Annotated in this window: 4 protein-coding genes; all 4 read left to right on the forward strand. The window is 62.0% G+C overall.

What is annotated here, in order from left to right:
• The coding region (locus ABY403_RS13040; protein ID WP_372841262.1) for an AI-2E family transporter at window positions 1-1,066 on the forward strand (1,066 nt) is incomplete at its 5' end.
• A complete protein-coding gene (locus ABY403_RS13045) occupies window positions 1,067-1,741 on the forward strand; it encodes a chromosomal replication initiator DnaA (RefSeq protein WP_372841263.1) in 675 nt (224 codons plus the stop codon).
• Between the two features lie 53 nt (window positions 1,742-1,794).
• Window positions 1,795-3,960, forward strand: a complete 2,166-nt coding sequence (locus ABY403_RS13050) for an RNA degradosome polyphosphate kinase (RefSeq protein WP_372841264.1) — start codon at window positions 1,795-1,797, stop codon at window positions 3,958-3,960.
• Between the two features lie 48 nt (window positions 3,961-4,008).
• A partial coding sequence (locus tag ABY403_RS13055; RefSeq protein WP_372841265.1) for a Ppx/GppA family phosphatase occupies window positions 4,009-5,193 on the forward strand: 1,185 nt, incomplete at its 3' end.

Consider the following 5,193-nt stretch of genomic DNA (forward strand, 5'->3'; position numbering starts at 1 on the left):
CAATCAACTGATCTACTGGGGCATCGCGCTGGTGGTGCTGTTGGCAGTGCTTTGGGGCTTGGGCTCGGTGATCTTGCCGTTTCTTACAGGCGGGGCGCTTGCCTATTTCATGGACCCGGTGGCCGACCGCTTGCAGCGACTGGGGCTCAACCGGATCGCCGCGACCACGCTGATTGCGGTTCTGCTTTCGACGATCTTCGTGGTGATCGGGTTGTTGGTGCTGCCTTCGTTGATTCAGCAAACGGTGCAATTGGTCGAAACCGCGCCCGCCATTGCCGCCCGCCTCCAGGCGTTCCTGACCGAACGATTTCCCGGAATCATGGACGAAGGCTCGGTTCTTCGCGACACGCTGACCGCGATTGGCGAGGCGGTCAAGGCGCGCGGTGGCGAGTTGGTTCAACGCGCGCTGACTTCGGCGCTAAGTTTGATCAACGCGCTTGTCTTCATTGTCGTGGTGCCGGTCGTGGCTTTCTACATGCTTTTGGACTGGGACCGCATGGTGGCGAAAATCGACGGTTGGCTGCCACGCGACCACGCCCCGGTGGTGCGCCAGCTTGCGCGCGATATCGACAAGGTGCTTGCGGGTTTCGTGCGTGGTCAGGTTTCGGTCTGCCTGATCCTTGGCAGCTATTATGCGATTTCGCTGATGCTCGCCGGGCTGCAATTCGGGCTGGTGGTGGGTGCCATCGCGGGTGCCATTACCTTCATTCCCTATGTCGGTGCGCTGATCGGCGGGGCGCTGGCGATCGGGCTGGCGCTATTTCAGTTCTGGGGGCAGTGGGTCAGCATCGCGATCGTGATCGGTATTTTTGCGCTCGGGCAGTTTCTGGAAGGCAATATCATTTCGCCAAAGCTGGTCGGAAGTTCGGTCGGCCTGCACCCCTTGTGGTTGATTTTCGCCCTTTCGACCTTTGGATCGACTTTCGGCTTTGTCGGTATGCTGGTCGCGGTGCCGTTTGCGGCGGTAATCGGCGTTCTGGCGCGCTTTGGTATCCAACGCTATCAGGGAAGCCGCCTCTATCAAGGGCAAGAGCACATCAACGCGCGCGTCTGCGAGGAAGACTGAATGGCGCGGCAGATGGCCTTTGATCTGCCGCTGCGCGCGGCGCGCGGGCGCGCGGATTTCTTCATCTCGCCGGCCAATGCGCAGGCGTTGGCCGCGATTGACGCCCCCGAGGCATGGCCGCAGGGGCGGTTGCTGCTGCGGGGGCCCGAAGGTGCCGGCAAATCGCATCTGGCCGGGCTTTGGGCCGAAGAACAAGGCGCGCCGACGGTTTCTGCGGCGATGTTGCAGCGGGCCAATGTGCCCGCTCTGGTGGCCGCAGGCGCGGTGCTGGTGGAGGATGCCGATACCATCGGCGGGCACCCCGAGGCCGAAGCCGCGCTTTTTCATCTGCACAACCTCGCGGCGGCCGAAGGCGCGCTGCTGCTGTTGACCGCCACACGCCCGCCGCGCGACTGGGGCCTGACCCTGCCCGATCTTGCAAGCCGCATGACGGCGCTGCCCATCGCGCAGATCGAGCCGCCCGATGACGCGCTGCTGGCGGCGGTGCTGGTCAAGCTATTTGCCGATCGGCAGGTGACGGTTTCGCCCGCGCTCATCACATGGCTGGTAGCCCACATCGACCGTTCGCTGGCCGAAGCACGACAGGTGGTGGACAGGCTTGATGCCACGGCGCTGTCGTTAGGGGTGCCAATCAACCGCCGCCTTGCGCAGCAGGTGCTGGACACTGGCACCTGACGGCCTCAGACTGGCGTCATGAAACCGTCGCAAAACCGCATCATAAGCGCATCATGACCCAAGCAGACTTCCTACGCAGCCCGTTCCCGGCACCCGTTTCAATGCCCGCCGCCGTGGTTTCCGGCCCCTCGCGGTTTTTCAACCGAGAGCTGAGCTGGCTTGCCTTCAACTGGCGCGTGGTCGAAGAGGCCGAGAACCCGCGCGTTCCGCTGCTGGAACGGCTGCGGTTTTTGTCGATCTCGGCAACCAATCTTGACGAGTTCTACACGGTGCGCGTGGCGGGCCTGCGCGAGTTGATGCGCGAAGGCAATGCGCTGCCCTCTGACGATGGCCTCAGCCCCGCCGAACAACTGGTGCTGATCAACGCCAATGCGCGCCGTCTGATGCAACACCAGCAAACCGTCTGGAATGCGATCCGCCGCGACATGCAGGCGGAGGGGATCGTGCTGGTAAACCGCGCCAAGCTAACGGCGCGCGATCGCGCGCATCTGGCCGAGTATTTCCTTAACAAGGTGTTCCCGGTGCTTTCGCCGCTTGCCATCGACCCGGCGCACCCGTTCCCTTTCATTCCCAACACCGGCTTTTGCCTTGCGCTTGAACTTCGGCGCGAGACGGACGGTCGGCGGTTGCAGGCGCTTTTGCCGATACCGCAGCAGATCGAACGCTTCATCCGGCTGCCGGGCGATGCGCGGTTTCTGCCGTTGGAAGAATTGCTGATGCTGCATCTCGGATCGTTGTTTCCGGGCTACCGCGATGTTGGGCACTGCGCATTTCGGGTTCTGCGCGACAGCGATATCGAGGTCGAAGACGAGGCCGAAGATCTGGTGCGCGAGTTTGAAACCGCGCTGAAACGGCGGCGCCGCGGGCAAGTCATCCGAATGAAGATCACCACCGGCGCGCCCGCCGGATTGCGCGCGCTGGTGATGGAAGAGTTGGGCGTTTCGCCCGATGAGGTGGTCGAGGTCAAGGGCCTGCTGGGCATCGCAGATCTTAAGGAGCTTGTGCTCAACACCCGCCCCGATCTGCTTTGGCCAAGTTTTTCCCCGCGCATTCCCGAGCGGGTGCAGGACCACGGCGGCGACATGTTTGCGGCAATCCGGCAAAAGGATATGTTGCTGCACCACCCCTATGAAACCTTCGACATGGTGATCCGCTTTCTCAATCAGGCAGCGGCTGACCCCGATGTGCTGGCAATCAAGCAGACGCTTTACCGAACCAGTCGTGACAGCCCGATTGTCACCGCGCTCTGCGAAGCCGCCGAGGCTGGCAAATCGGTGACGGCACTGGTGGAACTGAAAGCGCGGTTCGACGAGGCCGCCAACATCCGCCAATCGCGGCGGCTGGAACGCTCGGGCGCGCATGTCGTTTACGGCTTTGTCAACTACAAGACCCACGCCAAGATCTCGACCGTGGTTCGGCGCGAGGGTGACAGCCTTGTGACCTATACCCATTACGGTACCGGCAATTATCACCCGATCACGGCGCGCATCTATACCGACCTCAGCTTCTTTACCTGCGATGCGGCGCTAGGGCGCGATGCGACCAAGGTTTTCAATTACCTTTCAGGTTATGTTCAGCCGGAGGGGCTTGAAAATCTTGCGATTTCTCCGATCACGCTCAAACCGAGGCTACTTGGCATGATCGCCGCAGAGGCCGAAAACGCGCGCGCCGGGCGACCGGCGCAGATCTGGGCAAAGATGAACAGCCTGATCGAGCCAGAGGTGATCGACGCGCTTTATGCCGCCAGCCGCGCTGGCGTAAAGATCACGCTGGTGGTGCGCGGCATTTGCGGCCTGCGCCCGGGCATCAAGGGGTTGAGTGAAAACATCCGGGTCAAATCCATCGTCGGGCGTTTTCTGGAACACAGCCGGATCGTCTGCTTTGGCAACGGCCATGAGTTGCCATCGCGCCACGCGAGGGTGTTCATTTCCTCGGCCGACTGGATGGTGCGCAACCTGACGCGGCGGGTGGAAACGCTGATCGAAATCACCAACCCCACGGTCCACGCGCAGATTGTGGAGCAGATCATGGCGGCAAACCTTGCCGACGAGGCGCAAAGCTGGGTGCTACAGCCCGATGGCCGCTACACGCGCTATCTGCCTGATGGCAAATCCGATTTCTTCTCGTGCCATCGCTTCTTCATGGAAAACCCCTCGCTGTCGGGCCGCGGTTCGGCAGGGGCCCGCGACGTTCCGCAGCTTGCGCATGAGCAAGACTAGCGGCTAGGTGTTGGCGCGAGATCGCCCGAACCTGCTCTGGATGGACCGATGATAGCAAAATCCGATGCGCATGGCGACGATTGGGAACCCTTTGGTCGCCCCCTGTTTGATGACCCTTCGGTGCGCGCGCTCAGTCGCGTTGGTGTGGTTGACGTCGGTTCGAACTCGGTGCGGATGGTGGTGTTTGACGGCGCAGCGCGCAGCCCTGCATATTTCTACAACGAAAAGGTGATGGCGGGGCTGGGGCAAGGCATGGCCGAGTCCGGTGTGCTCAATCCGCGCGGGCGCGAGCGGGCTATGGCGGCGCTCAAGCGATTCGCGACATTGGCGCGCGACATGGGTGCCGCCCCGCTCAGCTGTGTGGCCACAGCCGCCGTGCGCGATGCCAAAGACGGGGTCGATTTTGCCCGGCAAGTCGAAAAAGAGACCGGGCTTCGGCTCTGGATCATCGACGGGCAGGAAGAGGCGCGGCTTTCAGCGCAGGGCGTGCTGCTTGGCTGGCCCGAGGCCGAGGGCCTTGTCTGCGACATGGGCGGCAACTCGATGGAATTGGCAATTGTTGCAGATGGTAAAGTTGGGCTTCGAACTTCTGCCCCGATTGGGCCATTTCAGTTGCAACAGGTAAAGGGCGGTATCGAGGGCGCAAAGCGCCACGTTGCCGAAATCGTGGAAGACATGGCCGAACGGATGGGGCGCAACCATCCGCGCATCTATCTGGTTGGCGGCTCATGGCGCGCCATTGCACGGCTGGATATGGAACGGCGGCGCTATCCGATGACGGTGCTGCATGAATACCGCATGACGCCCGAGGACGTGGTGGCAACCATCGACTGGATCGCAGAGAACGACATCGACGCGTTGCGCTCGCGCACTGGAACCTCGCTTGCGCGGATGGAACTGGTGCCCTTGGCCAGCATGGTGTTGCGACAACTGGTGGAAACCCTCGCCCCAAAAGAGCTTGCTGTTTCCTCTTACGGCATCCGCGAAGGAATGCTTTACGAGCAGATGCCAGACCGGCTGCGTCGCCGCGACCCTTTGATCGAGGCTTGCCGTCACGCCGAGCGCAGCATGGCGCGCGCCCCGGGTTTTGGTAAAAAACTCTTTGCCTTCATCCTGCCTCTCTTCGCAGATGCAACGCCAGAACGGTTGCGGCTGGTCCGGGCCGCATGCCTTTTGCATGACACAACATGGCGCGCGCATCCCGATTATCGCGCCGAATCCTGCTTTGACAAC

The sequence above is a fragment of the Phaeovulum sp. genome, from assembly GCF_041596715.1.
Classification (GTDB): Bacteria; Pseudomonadota; Alphaproteobacteria; order Rhodobacterales; family Rhodobacteraceae; genus UBA6213.